This window comes from [Clostridium] colinum (assembly GCF_940677205.1).
GTDB classification, from domain to species: Bacteria; Bacillota; Clostridia; order Lachnospirales; family CAG-274; genus Tyzzerella; species Tyzzerella colina.
Genome location: NZ_OW712331.1, coordinates 1227825 through 1241898 on the forward strand (window position 1 = coordinate 1227825; position 14074 = coordinate 1241898).

Here is a 14074-nt window from a genome sequence, read left to right on the forward strand (position 1 = left end):
TTTTATCACTCCTTAAATTAAATATTTTATTCGTATTTGAAACATATATTTTGCAATGTCCCCTGTTTCATTTATTCCTGAGAAACTAGGTTCATTTTGCAAATTTTCTATACAAAAAACTTCCCCATTTTCAAAAATAGGAAAGTTTTTATTTTTGTTTTGTTCATCTATCCATTGCATAAATTTTTGAACGTTGAAAATTTCTTCAACATTTAAATCACTCGTGCCTGTATCATAAGGTTTCATAATTGAAATTGCAAAGTCATAATTTTTTATGCCACCTCTTAAGTATTTTTGCTCCCAAGTGTCGCTTATTATAGTATTTAAACTAGTATGCTCTGCTTCTTCTTTTACAGTATTAAAATACAAAAAGGAAGTTAGTTCTGGATATTGTCTTAAATACTCAATTACTGCTTTGTGTTTATTATCCATACCTACCTCCTATTTATATAATTTTGTATATCATCAATAAGTTGTTGCTTTTTACTTTGCATAGCAACTTTAGCCCATTTAGCTGTTGCAAGTGGGTGTTTGTCTTTGTTAAAATTCATACCTTGCCCATTATATATTTTCCGTGCATAAGGACTTTTATAATGTACATATTCCTCATTAATATCTACATTTTGTGAAAGTCCACCATCTTTAAAAGGTACATAAGGGTCACATATTTTGTATAATGTATTATTAGCAAATAATTTAACATCATCATTAATAATCCTTTTTGCTGTTTTATTAACATTAATATTAACTTTAACTTTCATATTACACCCCCTCTAAATGATAATGCTCCAAAAATTCGATTGTTCCTGTATTATCTTTAAAAAATCTTATTTCAAAAGCATTAGGTTTATATTTTTCGATAATAGAACGTATATTATTAGGGTTTATTATGTCTTCCATAACTTCCCCTTTAACAATATAGTCCCCAGTTGAAAAGGTAAAACCCTCTAAATCATTCAACCACTCATTATATGGTCTATAATTAGCATTTTTAGGTACTCTACAAATGAAATTACTCCCTACTGAAACAGTGCTTCCTGTTATATTTCTAACTGCTTGAGTGCTAAAAAAACAGTTATACAAAACTGTTTTTTTCCAAACATCTAATTTTGTAGCTGAGTGTGTAGCTTTTAATTTGTTTAATATTGTAATTGTATAATCAAAAGTAGGTAAAATTTGTTTTTTATTCCATTTCACTTTCATATAGCAACACTTACTAACTCTAATGGTAATATTTCAACCACTTTTTGATATAAATCTTGTAGCTTTTGTTCGCTTGTTTTAGCATCTACAAAACTCATACTTATTCCGTCATTTGAGACAGAAGAAACATCTGCTTCTCCTGTCTCTATTTGATATATTTCTTCAATAATTAAAAACATACACAACTCTATATCTTCAATAATTTTAAAGTAATGTATATTTTCTTTATTTTTTTCTAAAAAATTTGATATTCTGTCCAGTGTCCAATAATCAAGTTTTTTTCTAGCTTGTAACTCAAAAAAAGCATAGTTTTTTTCTTCAACTACACCGCCATATTCTTTATATTTTTCATAACTTAAATACACTAATTTTCAGCTCCTTTTTTAGGTTTCGTTGCCGTTTTTGGAGCTTTTTCCGACAACAACATTACTCCCCCTGTGTAAAATTAGCAGTTAATACCGCTACCATTTCTGGTCTTAAAATTTTACCACCAAAAACATGTAAACCTTTTACTGCGTTACCAAATCGTTTTTCTGGTTTATAAATTTCGGTATCAACAATTTGTTCTGCATAAGTTCCACAATTTTTCCAAGAAGCTATAACTTTATATTTTTCATTACTTGTATTAGGTACATTATTTGATATATATATATCAAAACCAGCAGCTCTAGCAACTTTACCATTAACCAATCTATTTTCACTTTGCCCTGTGTTGTAAGCAAATCTAGGGTCAAGTAACATAAATCCTTCGTATTCCGGCGGGAATACTACCCAACGACCCTCAGCTGGTACATTTTTCTTGTCTAATAAAACTTTCATTTTTACAAGCATTTCATAAGCGTTTTCTTTAGTAATAACAATAGGTGTACTGTCATTTCCAAGTTTAGCAGTAGCAGTACCAGCTTTTAAAAGTCCAGCTACATATTTATCCGCTTCAGCTGCTAACATATAAGCTGCATTCATTGAACCTTTATCTACCAATTCCAATTTAGACTGTGTTATATCTATTTTATCTACATAAAAATTAAAATAATTACTTTGGTCAATCACCAACATTAATTCGTCAGCATTTAAAGTTTCTGGAGCGTCAATATCAGTATTTTTTGTGTATTTTTTAACGGTAATATCGTTCAAACTGAAAATTTTAACAGTATCACCAAACTGTTTAATTTCACCCTCATAATCTCTGTTTAGCAAATTAGCATAAACTAAACTATTTCTTAAATTTTCTAATATTCTTGCACTCCATATTTTAGGTATTGTAATACTTAAATCTCCCATTACTTAATCACTCCTTTTTTTATATTTTCCCAATTAGCGTTAATGTCATCTATTGACATACTTTCAATTTGTTTTTCAGTAAAAGAAATACCAGAACCAGTATTCCCTACTGCTGGAATAGTAATTTTTTCTTGTTGTTCATTAACAAAAATATTTTCAACATCTTTTGTCATTGCGTCAAAAAGTTCTTTAGCTGACTTACCTTTATTTGTAGGGTCAAGGATAGCCTCTTTTAATTTATTAGCATATCCTTGCTTTGTAATGTCATTTACAAATTTTTTATCTGCAAAAACATCAGCTACTACATCATTTAACTGACGCTCTTCAGCTTCTTTTGTATAAATTTCTTCTTGTTCTTTTAGTTTATTTTGCAAATCTTCAATATTTTTTTGTAATTCTTCAGCATTACCTTTATTTTTTTCTAACTCTTTAATATTTTGAGTTAATTCTGTATTTCTAGTAGTTAAAGAATTATTTTCTTCTTGAAGACTCTTAATTAAATCTTTATCTTTTTGATAAAAATTATTAATTTGACTTAATTGTTCTTCTGTTGCATTTTCAAATATTTTTTGTAATTGTTCTAGTTTCATATTTCCTCCTATTATTTATTTTTAAATCCTTAATTTTTCTGGATATATTGAAAGACCAACCTCTTTGCTAAAATCTTTATACAAATTAGTTAGTTCTTTTACCTTGTTTTTACTTTTCTTAATTTGAATATCATCTTTCAAAATTTCAAAGGCTTGTAACTTTTCTTTTTCTTTTCTAATTTTAGTCTCAAGCACTCGTTGTCTTTGGCTTGCCTCATATCTAGTATAAACTTTATCATCATATATTACCTCTTGATTAGATTTATCTATAATCTTGTCAAGCTCTTTATTAGAATATGTAGGGCTAGATACCCCTAATATAATCGGAATAGCAATATGCCTACAATTAAGCGTTCCGATAGGTCTTTTCAAACTAGAATTAAGCTCTTCATATTCTTTTTTAGAATATTGTCGCCCTTGTATAAGTTGGTGGTCGGGCGCGCATAAACTATGAGCCGTTATCTCATAACCATCTGCTCCAAATTCTTTGCTTGTAATATCTAACATTTCCATATTTAAACGACGCATTCCCTCTAAAATATTCATACGAACTTGACTATCCATTCGTCTTGAATAACCGCTTTCAAAATCAACTGTTCTTACGCCACTATTTACCATATCAATAACCGCATTTCTAATTGCTGTATTATAATCCATAACTCCTGTTGTAACTGCTGTTATACCTTTATCAATAATAGATATATACTGTTGCCTAGTATTTTTATATTTACCACCAGTCAAAAAACCTCTTGTTTTACTTATATTTTTATAGTCTTTTTTAGTTTGATTTTTAATAGCTTCAACCAATTTAACAAGTTTTTTGTTATCTTTATAACTTTTTAATTCTTTTAAACCTCTGTATTTATAATATATATTAGCAAAATTTATATTGTTTTCAGCTGTTTCTTCAAAAATCTTGTCTATTTCTTCAAGATTTTGGTTAGTTATTTTAGATATTTTTTCTTCTATAACTTTAAGGTCAAGTCCAGCATATTCAATAGCATTTTTTAATTGTGATATATCATAGCTAGATTGTAAATTTCCTATTTCATACAATCTTTTACAAATAACTTCTATCACAAAGTTATTAATATAATTCATATTATCATCAATATTTTTAGGCAAATCTTCAAAAAAGTTTTCATCGAACAAATTATTCATAACAACACCTACATATCATCAATTGCTTGAGGTTCACTAGCTTTTATCTCATAAATATTCTGTTTAGCTGTTTCTATATCTTCATCAAAAATAAAAGCTCTTACTTCTTCTGGTTTAACTACACCAATAGTTTCGCCTTGCATAAGCCTGTTAAATTGTTCTGTAAGTTGTTCTATGTAACTTGAACTCCAATCAAATGTAATTTCAAATTCGCCTGTTGGAGCAATATTATTAACATTCACAAGAATATTAATTCCATAAAATAACTGTTGAATACCAAGTTCTATATTATGTCTAAATCTAGTCATAAAAGCAAAAGTACTTTGCAAACTAGCACGCATTTCTGTTGCCGTGGCAAAATTAGTATGTGGAGCTGTTAAAATACCAGCACTTAACCCACATAACATTTCTAGCATTTTAAGATTAAGCTCTAAACCTCTTTCTAAAGCATCAACTCTAATATCTGGACTAAAAGTGTCTATTAAATTATTTTCTCCTGTTCCTTTTAACCAATAAAATAATCTATTTTTACCTTTAGGCAATGATACACTTCCGTCTTGTTCATTTTTTTTGAATAATGTTTTGTTAGCGAATATCATTGTTTCTTTGTCTTCAAATTCTTGATTAAACCTATTGTAGCTATCTATAACATACTTGATAGCTTTATCTAAACTGTTTGTAACACTAACACCATTTACACTGTTAACGCCCTCAACATTAACAGTAGGGCTTTTAATTTTACCTATAAGTAATTGATTTACATTAGGTATTATCTGCTCTTCTTTTATATTTGCCCAAGCATCAATTATCGATAAAGGTACTTGAGTTTCATTATTGAAAGCTAGTTGCTTGATAACTAAATAACTAACCCCTTCAACTTGTTTTAAAGTTTGTACCTCATATCGTGTATAAGTATTAAGCCCTTTTTTAACCTCATCACATTTAATTATTATCGATTTAATAAAATTACCTATGCTTTCACAAACAACAAAATCATTATTCTTTATAATATCAATACCAATGTTATTACCGTCTGTATAAGGCTTTAAAAGACAATCTCCAGTAAGTAAAGCTATCTCACAAGCTACTTCTATACGTTCATAAATATACGACTGTAATATTTCTTGCAAATATGTAGCTCTTTTATTTACGCCAACAATAGATATATCACTATCCATTAATGTTAAAGTAGATAATTTATTAGATATAGTCCTTGTAATAGGGTATTCTTCAGTTTTTGTTGTTAAATCTTTTTGTTGAAGCTCCAAACCCATTAATGAACCAATTTTGATAAATAAATTTTTAAATATGTTCACAAGTTAATCAACCCCTTTCAATAAAATCAAAAAATTTTAATTACTTCAATTATACAAACCAGAAACTTCGCAAGACCTTCCGCTTGCAATTGCAAATATTTCGTCCATTTCAATCTTTTTTATAGGCTTTACATTTAAATGTATTTCAGTCACTCCCATTAGTACCACTTTCAATACTGTAATTCTGTTTTGAAGTTCTTCTTCTGTTTCAAAAACTTCTACAAATTCACTATCATCTGTAAAAATGTATCTTAGTCTTGTATAATCTCGTACTTGTTCAATCATTTTAATACTGTCAACATTAACTTTTTTAAAGTTTTTGCTTTTTAATTCAATAAATTTACTCATAATTCGCCTCCACTATTTCTAAATAACATATTAAAAATAAACTTTGCCATTAACAATAATAATGGTAATTTAAAATTCCAATAGTTTTCATACCCTATACACCATAAACCTATGTATGAAAATAAACCAAAGAAGAAATAAAGTATAAAAGGGGTTATTATAATTTCAATTATTTCTTCTGCATCATTTCCCATAATTTACCTCCTAACTTTGTTTACCCCAATTCAAGTGGTCAAATTCGTGTATCAAAATTGTGTTCACAAAGTAGCGAAAGCTGTCTTCGCAATGGTCTGAAGCCTTGATAACTGCGTCTTCTAGGCTATCTTCGTCCCAGCTATATAATCCAAATTCTTCGATAAAGTTTTCACATCTACTACTAATCTTTATATAGTCTGTATCTAAAAGTGTCATACAGTTACTAATACCACTTATAACATCATTTTTAGCATTTATTACATCATAAATTCCATATCTGTTTATAGTCTCTTTGAAAGAAGTAGCACTAGGGTCAATAACTACTAATTCAATATTATAACCTTTAGCCATATCGTGAATAGCCTTGTAGTGTTCTTCATCTGTTCTTTTACGCCCATTATGGTCGTTATGGTCATAATAGTACTCATCAATGCAATAAGCTGTATTGCCGTTAATACACCATAATAAACAAGCAAAAGGATTAACTATACCATAGTCTATAGATAAGTAATATATTCCTCTTGTAGGCACTTCTTCAACGATATGCTTATCCTTATTAAACTGTTGATAAACAAGTCCCTCTGCAAGAACCCATTCTCCTAAAATGTAACGTTGATAAAAAACACCACTATATTGATTTTTATACCTTTGTAATGTTTTTTCACTCAAGCTAGGGTTGTCATCTAAAGTAAAATGTAGATATTTAGAATTTCTTTCTTTAGCTTTCTTTATCCACTCATTATAAAACCAATGATTAGGACTATCGGGGTTACAACTAAACCAATATCTAGCGCCGTCAACAGAACATCTAGACAAAGCTTGATTAACAAAAGATTGTGGTTGAAGTACAACTTCATCTAAAAATACGCCAGCTAAAGTACGCCCTTGAATTAAAGCGAAACTGCTTTCATCTTTGCCACCAAATACTTCAAATGTATTCGTTATATTGCCTTTAGTAATTGTCAGCAATTTATCACTTTTTCTCCACTTTAAACCATATTTTTGTTTAGCATAATATAAACTAAGATAAGGTACTATAATGTTTTTTATAGCACTATCAACAGTTTTACCACATATCCCAAACAGTTTGTTATTATAGTTACTCATTGCCCAATCAATAAAAGCAACAACAAGCCAGGAAGTTTTACCACTTCTTATAGCGCCACTACAAATTATGCTGTCGTATTCTTCTTCGTAAGGGAATTTTAAAATCTCTAATTGTTTGTTACTTATCATTTTTTTGCCCCTTTACAAAATCTAAAATAGTTTTGCTAAACTCATCAACTTCTGTATTTTGGTTAGTATTTTGTTCAACTTCTCTTTTTTCTCGCCATTGTTCTGGTCGCCTATTTTTTAACCAGAAAATAGCTGAAGTAGGGTCTGGTGGTATTTCTTTAGTTATGGTTATTTCTTCAGTTATTTCACCATATTCTTTTTTAACCTTTTTTTCAGTAGTAGTATAACCTAAAGCCCTTTTTAGAAGTGCATTTTCTACTTGAATATCCACTATTTCCTTGCCTTTTTTTAAGGTCTCCGAAATCTCCGTATATTTATTTTTCCAAGCATATAAAGTTGTTGTACTTATTGCCATTTTCACAGCTATCTGTTCATCTGTTAAGCCTTGTCTAGCCCAATCTTCAATCTTTAAAAGTCCCTCTTCATTTAACCAGTATTCATATTTGCCTTTTGCAATAACCTCCACCCCCTTTTTTGCATAAAAAAAGCTAGAATAAATCTAGCTTTAAATTTGCGACTATAAAATTTTACACGATAAACTAAGTGATTTATAGTCTAGCTCATAAAATTACTGCCGGTTAACGGCTTTGTTGCTAGAGTAAATCTAGCTCTTAAAATTAATATAAGGATATGGTGGGACTCAAACCCACTTATTAATGTTTTATCACGATAAACTACATATCCTATTTTTTTGCTTATCTTTTTATTGCATATTATAATTATATCATAATTTAAAATTGAACTCAACTGAACTCAACTGAACATTTTTAAAAAACTTTTTTTATGATATTTATAAACTGCTCTTGTACTATACCCCTCAATATAAGCTATCTCTTCAAAGGATAAAAAATCTATGTACTTAAATCTTAAAATCCTTTTTTCAATTTCTTTTAAATTTGCATTTTCTATAAAGTCATTGACTGAGTGTATAGTACCTGCAAAAATACTTTTTAATATATCAATTTCCTCTTCTAACGTTATAAGCTCTATAACATTATCTTCAACTTTTTTTGATATATTACTAGATTTTATACCATTACTAATACCCGAATTAATAGTAATATCTCCGTTTTTAACTTCAAACTCTCGTTGTTTTTTATCTAATTTTTTTTTGAGTTCTAAAGGCTCTTTTAAAAATTTTTCTAACTCTTTTTTGTTACTAAATTTCATTTAACCCTCCTACCACTAAACGTTGGATTTTCTTTCATAAACGGAATTATTATTTCATCAGAATTATAATTTGATGCCTCGTCCCTAAGCACCTTTGCTTCTTGAGTTAATTCAAATTTTCTTTTCTTTAGCAATGTAAATTCTTTTATTATTATCTCTTCTTCTGGTATATTATATTTTTCTATAAATTCTAAAAGTTCATTTTTATATATTGTGTAACCTGAAAAATTATAATTTTTAAAACAGTAATAATAAATTTTCATTTCTATATCACTCCGTATAACCCCTCTAGCTCGTCCATATAGCCCCATAACATTTTTGTAGTAATAATTTTACATAAAATCGTTTTTCGTTCGTTATAGGGCTTTTTAATGAATTTTAGAGGGTATATTAAAATATTAATTGTTTTCTAAATCTTCAACCTATAATTCTTTTTCATATCTTTGCCTATTTCAATATTAAAAATTTTAGCCTTTTCAAATATTCTACTCCCTATTGCTTCATCAATATCTAATATGCTTAATAAAGACTTTTCGCTAGAGAAGATGCAAGGCTTATTATTTAAATATCTAAAATTAATTATATCAAACATTTTAGCCTTATCTGCTTCTGTAGGCTCTTTCCTAAAAAAGTCATCAATAAAAAGTAACCCTGTATTTTTTAATCTATACATAATATTGCTATATTCTTCTTGCTTTTCTTGTTTTCCATAAGTTAACTGTTTTAGTTTTTCAAGTTCTTCATCACATTTTATGTACATATAGCTGATGTTGTTTAACTCTCCTATATTTCTAAGAATAGCTGTACATATATGAGTTTTTCCTGCTCCAACTTGTCCTCCTATGTAAAACCAATTATCTTTAAACTTTGAAACATAATCTATTGCTTGTCTTAATATATTTTTTTGCCATTCTTCTACTGCTTTAAAATTTTTAAATGTATAACTATCCTTGTTAGCTATTTCTGTTTTAGAAAATCTTTCTTGAGACATTTTTTTCTGTAAGCAAGAACAATATTTTGAATAAGCCTTTCCATTTTCAGCTATAAAAATAATTCCATCTCCTTTGCATATAGGACAATTTTTAACACCTAAATGTTCCGTGTGATGTAAGTTCTCTGAGTTCCTCGTAGGTTGTTGATTGATTAGTTGTTGTATTACTTGTAGCTTGTCCTTTATTGCTTGATTCATTTTGTTTACTCCTTTCTTTTTTGTAGGCTTCTAACTGAATAACAGTTTTTATGTTATTGCTTAACCAGTTATCCAATATAACAGTTATGTACTTTAACTTTCTAACATTGTTATTTATAGCTTCATCAATAGCCATACAAATAACTCCATCTTCCATTCCATCATCTTCATAACTTATTAATTTTTCTATTTCTAAACTAGAACAAGTCGGAAATACTTTCATATATTTTTGAACATAAGATTTAGGGTTGTGGTGGTGGTTGTCATATTCTACTATACTACCACTATCCTTACCTATACTACCCTTACCTAACCTAACCTTACCTGCGTCTCCCAATGGTATGTCATCTGGTATACCAACTGTATCCAATGTGTACTCCTTGTTTTCTGTAGTGCTTAAAAGTGCCTTTTCTTCTAGGTGTATAGTCTCTTTATACCTATCATTTCTAATATAGTTATGTATCTTCCAATGCTTAATAACTACTACTCCACTTTCAAATGGTATTAAGAATTTTTTAGCGACTAATAGTTTTAAATCATCATCACTGGCCCCTGTCATTCTCATTATTTTTTTAGGGCTATTAACAAATCCGTCATCATCTGCTCTCATTGATAAATCATAATACAATAATCTACTACTTGTTGGCATATCTATAAAGCTATCACTGTCAATTATAGATTTTGCAAACATTCTTCTTTCTGCCATAATAACCCTCCTAATGTATCCCTAATGGATTTATCAATTTATAACATTCTTTACATATCAATTTATTTCGCACTGGAAAATAAGTTTCTCCTGTTTTAAATTTCTTCTCACAAATTACACATATATCTTTAGCTTTTTTACTCATAATTACATCTCCTAATCATATAATCCGTTTTCTAAAATATCTTTTAAAACTTCCATTTTTTTAATTTCTGTTTTTAAAAAAATGTAAAATTCAACTACTGCACTTAAAAATTTTTCACTGTTTAATTCTGCATCAATTTCTTTTAGAATTTTCTCGATATCAATATTATTGAATTCTTTTTCTTTCAATTTTCCTATAATCTCTTGTTTTAATTCTTGTAAAAACATATTAATCCCTCTTAAATCACATTAAATTCAAATTTTAATCCTTTATTTATCATCATCTTTAAAAACATCTTTTCTTTAAGCCTATATACGTCCGTTTTAAGCCCTTTTACATCTTCAATAACTAAAATATCATCTTTAGCCCTAACATAGCTAAAATCGGCAATATATTCAATTTTACGATAGGTCTTGTTTTTATATTTAAATTTATCTTGCAATAAAAACTTTGGTTGTAAAGTAAGGTTAGTTATTAACCCCGCTTTTTCTATTAATTTAAGTTCTTGATAACGTTTCGCTTCTTTCTTACTGTCAAAGGTTATGTTATCAATAGTAACTTTTCTGTTACCATATTTGTTGTATTTTCTCATTCTAAATTCCCCAATTCGTTTATAAAATTTTCTAATTCTTGAGGTGTTTTTGTATTGATTTTAAATCTATCCCCATTACTTAAATATAAAATAAGTGCAGTATCACTTATTTTATCAAAATAACTAACTTGTAATTTATTATAAAAAGTATTTTTTGTTCCAACAAATAAGTTCATATTTATCTCCTAAAATGGTAAATTATCATCATCTATATTCTCATCTACTATATAATAATCATCATCTTCCACTACCTCTTGAGTATTTTTTTCTTCTGTTTTACCACCGCAAAATTCTACTTCTTCTGTAACAACATCAAAAGTATATTTTGTGTTACCGTTATTATCTTTATAACTACCTGTCTGTATTTTTCCTGCAATAGCTATTTGTTGTCCTTTTTTAAAATAATTATTTACAAATTCTGCTTGTTTACCAAAAGAAACACAATTTATAAAGTCAACTTCTTGTTCACTATCCTTTTTATATTTTCTATTAACAGCTACACTAAAACGTGTAACTGCTAAAGACTCTTTGCTTTGTGTATATTTTATTTCTGGGTCTTTTGTAAGTCGTCCGATTAATTGTACTTTATTCATAACACTCCTCCTTGTTAATATGCATATATATAAATTGACTGTTATACCCGATATTACTGTATATAAAGTCATCAGCTTTTTCTTTGCTTAAATGATTTTTTAAAGAGTTATATTCATATACGTACTCTCCGTTTAATTCTTTTTGTTTTATACGTTCCTTTATACCTTTTTCAGTGTAATTAGCTTCAACCATATATAAATCATAGTTTTTAGCTTCTATACCGTTTAAATTATTACAGTCTGTTGCGTAAAATAATTTAAAATTATTAAAATGAATTTTGTATCCACAATTTTCAACATTATGTTTTAGAAAAAAAGGTATAATTTTAAATGAACCATAATTATATGTTTTATTCATATCATAAACATCTATGTTTGCTTTATTTATACCTAAAGCTAATAAATCATTAACTAACCATTTACCACAACCAAAACGTACTGTAGGACGTTCTAAAGCTAAGTTTTTAAGTGTTGTTTTATTAAAATGGTCGCTATGTATATGAGTTAATAAAACAAGTTGTATTTTTTTGTGATACCCCTTTATTTTTTTAAAGGGGACACCACAATCAATTAATATGTTATCATTTATAATAGTGGCATTTCCGTTACTTCCACTACTTAAAATATTATAATTTATCAAAATTTATCTGCTCCGTTTCATTAACTATTTCAGTTGGCGTTGGGTCATCTATAATTTCTGGTGCATCTGGTATATTTTCTGGAGTTTCTCGTAAAAACGAACCATTTTCTATATTTATAGAACTGTCTTCAAATTCAATAGCTTGTTGAAGTTCAGTTGACAACATTCCGTATTTTGAAAATAATTGTCTTAATATCGTTTTCTTGCCCATCTCATCAAAGTTTTTATACCAATTAGAAGAGTATTTATACAGTTCTTTTTCTGGTATTTGATTATTTTCTAATTTTCTTAAACTCTCTAAATTAAAAGCTTGTGAATGCTTGTCTGCATGTGTTTCCATTTGTTTTTTGCTCCAATAAATTGCTTTTCTAAAGCCATTCACAAATTCAAACATACCATAATAACCTATTGTTTTAGCTTGTTCCCTTTTGTCAAAATCTTCTATAAGTTTAACTTCAATTTCTTCTTCTAAAGGATTAAACTTGATAAGTTCCCCCTCTTTTATTTCTGTTACAACTATTTTTTTATAGTAACCACTTCTAATAGCTAACTGTAAGTAACCCTTATATCCCAATATAAATTGTGCATTACTGTCTACAACTTTCCATTCATAACCACCCGTTTCTTTAGGTACTTTAACTTTTTTATCAAAAGGTATAAGATAATACTGCCCTAATACACCTGTTTTTAAGTTTAAAGTTTCTCCTAAAAGTCCTGCTCCAATAATAGATTTTGCATTACATTTTTGTAATTCTGGATTAGCAATTACTGCTGAACTTATATTTGTGATAAAACTTTGTACTTTTTTTCTATCTCCTAAAGTATCTAACATTAATTTTTGAATATCTGTAGTTTGAATAGCTACACTAAATTTACTTTTTTGAACTTGATTACTCATACTTATATCCTCCATTATTTAAAAATTCTTTTAATTGTCTTAACTTTTCCTTTGTTCCTATAACTGTGAAAGTTACTTTATATTCTTTTTCTTTCTCTTCCTGTATAATAGGTGGTGCTAGTTCTTTTTGTACCTCTTCAACTTTTTTAACAGTTTCTTGTTTTTCTTTTTCTTTTTGCTCTGCTAATTCTTTTACTTTTTGTTGTTCTTCAATAGTTTTTTTTCTCTCATTAACTATTAACATTGAATTAGTTAAATCTAAACTTTTAGAATATTCGAACATTAAATCATCACTATGTACCATATTTTTAATAACTTGAATATCATTATTTGACTTATCTAAAAATTCTTTAACCTTTTCTTTAAGACTTTTTAAACTAGCTGTTAAAGTAATGTTTAGATTTGCTTTTTCATATGTAATAAATTCATATTGTAAACCTAAGTTTGCTTTATATTCTTCAAAATATAGTCTAACTTCTTGTTCTTTTTCATCTTTTAAAGCTAGTTCTACATCTTTTATTCTTTTTGCTAGTTCTCTATCTGCAATATTGTAGTGTCCTGTTACCTCTTTATATACTTTTTCAAAATCTTCGTAAGGTTTAAGAACTTGTGATTTTATTTTTTTTCTTAAATCTTCAAGTTCCTTAAATTCTTTATTAAGCTCTGCTCTAGTTTTCTTAATTTCTTTAAAAGTATCTTCTGTAACAACTAAAGATAAAGCTGTATCTGTTTTTTGTTTTATTGTAGTTTCTAATTCTTTTAATCTTTCTTCAATAATAGGTAATTGTTTTATCTGTATAATTTCACTCAT

24 protein-coding genes are annotated in these 14074 nt (G+C 28.0%); all 24 read right to left on the reverse strand.

Annotation, left to right across the window (positions count from 1 at the left end):
* Nucleotides 1–12: 12 nt before the first annotated feature.
* Entirely contained in the window at nt 13–432 is a 420-nt protein-coding gene (locus NBW53_RS06110; RefSeq protein WP_250277371.1) for a hypothetical protein, read from the reverse strand.
* Nucleotides 433–434: 2 nt separating this feature from the next.
* Nucleotides 435–761: a minor capsid protein gene (locus tag NBW53_RS06115; RefSeq protein ID WP_250277372.1), complete on the reverse strand. Its 327-nt coding sequence runs from the start codon at nt 759–761 to the stop codon at nt 435–437.
* Between the two features lies 1 nt (nt 762).
* Entirely contained in the window at nt 763–1203 is a 441-nt protein-coding gene (locus NBW53_RS06120; protein WP_250277373.1) for a hypothetical protein, read from the reverse strand.
* Nucleotides 1200–1568 carry a head-tail connector protein gene (locus tag NBW53_RS06125; RefSeq protein WP_250277374.1) on the reverse strand — a complete coding sequence of 123 codons (369 nt, stop codon included), beginning with the start codon at nt 1566–1568 and terminating at the stop codon, nt 1200–1202. The genes NBW53_RS06120 and NBW53_RS06125 overlap by 4 nt, the downstream gene beginning before the upstream one ends.
* 61 nt (nt 1569–1629) lie before the next feature.
* On the reverse strand, nt 1630–2484 hold the full coding sequence (locus NBW53_RS06130) for a P22 phage major capsid protein family protein (RefSeq protein ID WP_250277375.1): 855 nt from the start codon (nt 2482–2484) through the stop codon (nt 1630–1632).
* Nucleotides 2484–3074: a phage scaffolding protein gene (locus tag NBW53_RS06135; RefSeq protein WP_250277376.1), complete on the reverse strand. Its 591-nt coding sequence runs from the start codon at nt 3072–3074 to the stop codon at nt 2484–2486. Before NBW53_RS06135 ends, NBW53_RS06130 begins: the two co-directional genes overlap by 1 nt.
* Before the next feature lie 21 nt (nt 3075–3095).
* Nucleotides 3096–4235, reverse strand: coding sequence for a phage minor capsid protein (locus NBW53_RS06140; protein ID WP_250277377.1), 1140 nt, complete (start codon nt 4233–4235; stop codon nt 3096–3098).
* Nucleotides 4236–4243: 8 nt separating this feature from the next.
* Entirely contained in the window at nt 4244–5551 is a 1308-nt protein-coding gene (locus NBW53_RS06145; RefSeq protein ID WP_250277378.1) for a phage portal protein, read from the reverse strand.
* A gap of 45 nt (nt 5552–5596) precedes the next feature.
* The gene (locus NBW53_RS06150) at nt 5597–5899 is read right to left on the reverse strand and encodes a hypothetical protein (RefSeq protein ID WP_250277379.1); all 303 of its coding nucleotides are present in this window, start codon (nt 5897–5899) and stop codon (nt 5597–5599) included.
* Nucleotides 5896–6093: a hypothetical protein gene (locus NBW53_RS06155; protein ID WP_250277380.1), complete on the reverse strand. Its 198-nt coding sequence runs from the start codon at nt 6091–6093 to the stop codon at nt 5896–5898. Before NBW53_RS06155 ends, NBW53_RS06150 begins: the two co-directional genes overlap by 4 nt.
* A 10-nt stretch (nt 6094–6103) precedes the next feature.
* Nucleotides 6104–7330 carry a PBSX family phage terminase large subunit gene (locus tag NBW53_RS06160; RefSeq protein WP_250277381.1) on the reverse strand — a complete coding sequence of 409 codons (1227 nt, stop codon included), beginning with the start codon at nt 7328–7330 and terminating at the stop codon, nt 6104–6106.
* Nucleotides 7320–7796, reverse strand: a complete 477-nt coding sequence (locus NBW53_RS06165) for a transposase (protein ID WP_330651598.1) — start codon at nt 7794–7796, stop codon at nt 7320–7322. Before NBW53_RS06165 ends, NBW53_RS06160 begins: the two co-directional genes overlap by 11 nt.
* A gap of 287 nt (nt 7797–8083) precedes the next feature.
* Nucleotides 8084–8500, reverse strand: coding sequence for a hypothetical protein (locus NBW53_RS06170; protein ID WP_250277382.1), 417 nt, complete (start codon nt 8498–8500; stop codon nt 8084–8086).
* Nucleotides 8497–8763 (reverse strand): hypothetical protein, encoded by a 267-nt coding sequence (locus NBW53_RS06175; protein WP_250277384.1) that lies wholly within the window; start codon nt 8761–8763, stop codon nt 8497–8499. The genes NBW53_RS06170 and NBW53_RS06175 overlap by 4 nt, the downstream gene beginning before the upstream one ends.
* A gap of 146 nt (nt 8764–8909) precedes the next feature.
* On the reverse strand, nt 8910–9689 hold the full coding sequence (locus tag NBW53_RS06180; RefSeq protein ID WP_250277385.1) for a DnaA ATPase domain-containing protein: 780 nt from the start codon (nt 9687–9689) through the stop codon (nt 8910–8912).
* Nucleotides 9583–10395: a DnaD domain-containing protein gene (locus NBW53_RS06185; RefSeq protein ID WP_250277386.1), complete on the reverse strand. Its 813-nt coding sequence runs from the start codon at nt 10393–10395 to the stop codon at nt 9583–9585. Before NBW53_RS06185 ends, NBW53_RS06180 begins: the two co-directional genes overlap by 107 nt.
* A 10-nt stretch (nt 10396–10405) precedes the next feature.
* A complete protein-coding gene (locus NBW53_RS10060) occupies nt 10406–10540 on the reverse strand; it encodes an LIM domain-containing protein (RefSeq protein ID WP_284345807.1) in 135 nt (44 codons plus the stop codon).
* Between the two features lie 11 nt (nt 10541–10551).
* The gene (locus NBW53_RS06190) at nt 10552–10767 is read right to left on the reverse strand and encodes a hypothetical protein (RefSeq protein WP_250277387.1); all 216 of its coding nucleotides are present in this window, start codon (nt 10765–10767) and stop codon (nt 10552–10554) included.
* Nucleotides 10768–10778: 11 nt separating this feature from the next.
* On the reverse strand, nt 10779–11132 hold the full coding sequence (locus tag NBW53_RS06195) for a DUF1064 domain-containing protein (protein WP_250277388.1): 354 nt from the start codon (nt 11130–11132) through the stop codon (nt 10779–10781).
* Entirely contained in the window at nt 11129–11308 is a 180-nt protein-coding gene (locus tag NBW53_RS06200; protein WP_250277390.1) for a hypothetical protein, read from the reverse strand. The genes NBW53_RS06195 and NBW53_RS06200 overlap by 4 nt, the downstream gene beginning before the upstream one ends.
* Nucleotides 11309–11317: 9 nt before the next feature.
* Nucleotides 11318–11725 carry a single-stranded DNA-binding protein gene (locus NBW53_RS06205; RefSeq protein ID WP_250277391.1) on the reverse strand — a complete coding sequence of 136 codons (408 nt, stop codon included), beginning with the start codon at nt 11723–11725 and terminating at the stop codon, nt 11318–11320.
* Nucleotides 11718–12365: an MBL fold metallo-hydrolase gene (locus tag NBW53_RS06210; RefSeq protein WP_250277392.1), complete on the reverse strand. Its 648-nt coding sequence runs from the start codon at nt 12363–12365 to the stop codon at nt 11718–11720. The genes NBW53_RS06205 and NBW53_RS06210 overlap by 8 nt, the downstream gene beginning before the upstream one ends.
* The gene (locus NBW53_RS06215) at nt 12352–13263 is read right to left on the reverse strand and encodes a recombinase RecT (protein WP_250277393.1); all 912 of its coding nucleotides are present in this window, start codon (nt 13261–13263) and stop codon (nt 12352–12354) included. The genes NBW53_RS06210 and NBW53_RS06215 overlap by 14 nt, the downstream gene beginning before the upstream one ends.
* Nucleotides 13256–14074 carry a DUF1351 domain-containing protein gene (locus tag NBW53_RS06220; protein ID WP_250277394.1) on the reverse strand — a complete coding sequence of 273 codons (819 nt, stop codon included), beginning with the start codon at nt 14072–14074 and terminating at the stop codon, nt 13256–13258. Before NBW53_RS06220 ends, NBW53_RS06215 begins: the two co-directional genes overlap by 8 nt.

Excerpts from the sequence above, each read along its gene's own strand:
- NBW53_RS06110 (WP_250277371.1), bottom strand. The coding sequence starts at position 432 with ATGGATAATAAACACAAAGCAGTAATTGAGTATTTAAGACAATATCCA.
- NBW53_RS06115 (WP_250277372.1), bottom strand. The coding sequence starts at position 761 with ATGAAAGTTAAAGTTAATATTAATGTTAATAAAACAGCAAAAAGGATT.
- NBW53_RS06120 (WP_250277373.1), bottom strand. The coding sequence starts at position 1,203 with ATGAAAGTGAAATGGAATAAAAAACAAATTTTACCTACTTTTGATTAT.
- NBW53_RS06130 (WP_250277375.1), bottom strand. The coding sequence starts at position 2,484 with ATGGGAGATTTAAGTATTACAATACCTAAAATATGGAGTGCAAGAATA.
- NBW53_RS06135 (WP_250277376.1), bottom strand. The coding sequence starts at position 3,074 with ATGAAACTAGAACAATTACAAAAAATATTTGAAAATGCAACAGAAGAA.
- NBW53_RS06140 (WP_250277377.1), bottom strand. The coding sequence starts at position 4,235 with ATGAATAATTTGTTCGATGAAAACTTTTTTGAAGATTTGCCTAAAAAT.
- NBW53_RS06150 (WP_250277379.1), bottom strand. The coding sequence starts at position 5,899 with ATGAGTAAATTTATTGAATTAAAAAGCAAAAACTTTAAAAAAGTTAAT.
- NBW53_RS06155 (WP_250277380.1), bottom strand. The coding sequence starts at position 6,093 with ATGGGAAATGATGCAGAAGAAATAATTGAAATTATAATAACCCCTTTT.
- NBW53_RS06160 (WP_250277381.1), bottom strand. The coding sequence starts at position 7,330 with ATGATAAGTAACAAACAATTAGAGATTTTAAAATTCCCTTACGAAGAA.
- NBW53_RS06170 (WP_250277382.1), bottom strand. The coding sequence starts at position 8,500 with ATGAAATTTAGTAACAAAAAAGAGTTAGAAAAATTTTTAAAAGAGCCT.
- NBW53_RS06175 (WP_250277384.1), bottom strand. The coding sequence starts at position 8,763 with ATGAAAATTTATTATTACTGTTTTAAAAATTATAATTTTTCAGGTTAC.
- NBW53_RS06180 (WP_250277385.1), bottom strand. The coding sequence starts at position 9,689 with ATGAATCAAGCAATAAAGGACAAGCTACAAGTAATACAACAACTAATC.
- NBW53_RS06185 (WP_250277386.1), bottom strand. The coding sequence starts at position 10,395 with ATGGCAGAAAGAAGAATGTTTGCAAAATCTATAATTGACAGTGATAGC.
- NBW53_RS10060 (WP_284345807.1), bottom strand. The coding sequence starts at position 10,540 with ATGAGTAAAAAAGCTAAAGATATATGTGTAATTTGTGAGAAGAAATTT.
- NBW53_RS06190 (WP_250277387.1), bottom strand. The coding sequence starts at position 10,767 with ATGTTTTTACAAGAATTAAAACAAGAGATTATAGGAAAATTGAAAGAA.
- NBW53_RS06195 (WP_250277388.1), bottom strand. The coding sequence starts at position 11,132 with ATGAGAAAATACAACAAATATGGTAACAGAAAAGTTACTATTGATAAC.
- NBW53_RS06200 (WP_250277390.1), bottom strand. The coding sequence starts at position 11,308 with ATGAACTTATTTGTTGGAACAAAAAATACTTTTTATAATAAATTACAA.
- NBW53_RS06205 (WP_250277391.1), bottom strand. The coding sequence starts at position 11,725 with ATGAATAAAGTACAATTAATCGGACGACTTACAAAAGACCCAGAAATA.
- NBW53_RS06215 (WP_250277393.1), bottom strand. The coding sequence starts at position 13,263 with ATGAGTAATCAAGTTCAAAAAAGTAAATTTAGTGTAGCTATTCAAACT.
- NBW53_RS06220 (WP_250277394.1), bottom strand. The coding sequence starts at position 14,074 with ATGAGTGAAATTATACAGATAAAACAATTACCTATTATTGAAGAAAGA.